Source organism: Aureimonas sp. D3 (assembly GCF_001463805.1).
GTDB lineage: Bacteria > Pseudomonadota > Alphaproteobacteria > Rhizobiales > Rhizobiaceae > Aureimonas > Aureimonas ureilytica_A.
The window spans coordinates 1-1,557 of record NZ_BBWM01000092.1; the positions used below are offsets into that span (position 1 = coordinate 1).

Here is a 1,557-nt window from a genome sequence, read left to right on the forward strand (position 1 = left end):
TTTGGGAAGCTTGAGCCAACAGATCTCCATCGCCGGCAGCTGCCAGCGTCGGCATTGAACTTGAGCCAGATGGCTCCCACCGTCAACGGGATCGCTCCCTGCCATAGCAAACACAGGATCCATCGGCGCCGAGGCAACCGTGGTCCTCACCATCCTTAAGACGGGATACGCACCCAGGTGGAAGGCCCGAACATTATCTACAGGGTCGCATGCTGCGCCCTCACGGCACTTGCAGAGAGGGGTCCTTCCACCTGGCATCCGACCGCTCAAGGAACGGTCGGTATTCTGTCTCCGTCTTGATGACGGCATGAACGACACGCGCCATCTTGGCGGTGAGCGCGGTCATGGCCTTCCGGCGCCTGTCGGCATCGCCCGCATGTCCTGCGACGTATCGGCCGAACTTGTCGCGGAAGCTGTTGTCGCATTGACGTGCCGCCACCTGGGCGGCCATCCAGAAGGTTCGACGCAAACGGGCATTGCCGTACTTTGACAGCTTGGTCCGCCCTCGGAAGGTGCCTGACTGGCACGTGGCGAGATCCAGACCGCAGAACTTCAGGAACTGGCGGTGATGGCGAAATCGACGCAGGTCGCCGGCTTCCGCCAGGATCGTCAGGGCGTTGATGGGGCCGATCCCCGGGATCTTGATCAGGAGCTGATAGTCCCGGTTCTGTGCCAATGTCGCTTGGGCGGTCTCCTCGATCCGGTTGCGCTGCTGGATGAGGCTTCGAGCCTGCGCGATGATCATGCGGAACATGGCGATCGCCGCGGCATCCTCGGGGACGGGCAAGGCGATCGACGAGCACGCCGTCTCGTAGATGTCGTTGATGAGCGCTGCCTTGGAGACCTTCCGGCCGACCAGAGGCCAAGCCTCTGCCGCGAAGGCCTCACGATCCATGGCGGTGATGCTGCCGGGCGTGGGAAAGCGCTCGATCAGAGCCAGGAACCAGTCCGATCGGCTGTTGCCGGCGAAGCGGGCGATCTCGGGAAAGTAGAGCGGCAGATAGTGGGTCAGGATGCGGTGCCAGGTTTGCGTCTTGGCCTTCGAGATCGTCTCGTGGGTCTTCGACAGTTCCTGAAGGTCGTTGATGCCCGCGGCCAGCGGGTCGACATAGGCCTGTGTCGCACCGATCCGCAGCATGTGCAGGATGACCTGCGCATCCTTCGGATCGTTTTTGTCCCAGCCGTTGTGGAGCGCTTCGCGCGTCCTGGCCAAGGCGACCGAGGAGATCAGGCGCAGCTCAAACCCTGCGGTCAGGAGCCGATGGGCCAGCGTACGGTGGTAGTTGCCCGTCGCCTCGAAGCCGACGACGATCGGACGTCCGATGGCGATGAGATCGTCCACCAGCCGGTCGTAATCGGGCTTGGCTGCCATCACCGTCATGCGGCGTCGGCGGCCGCCCTCCGGTCGCTCGATCAGGATCTCCTGACGATGCTTCGACATGTCGATCGCTACCAGCACGCTGGCGGTCGGAGTAGAAAGGCGTTTGGACATGGTCGGTCACGCTCCAAAGTGTTGTCTCGACAACCTCACTTTAGAGACCTGTTGGCCGGCCATGA

At 62.6% G+C, this 1,557-nt stretch carries 1 pseudogene; it reads right to left on the reverse strand.

Features of this window, described 5'->3' with window-relative positions:
- Positions 1 to 228: 228 nt before the first annotated feature.
- Positions 229 to 1,492 (reverse strand): annotated as a pseudogene (locus AUL36_RS22865) (IS110 family transposase); the annotation flags it as partial.
- Positions 1,493 to 1,557: the final 65 nt, after the last annotated feature.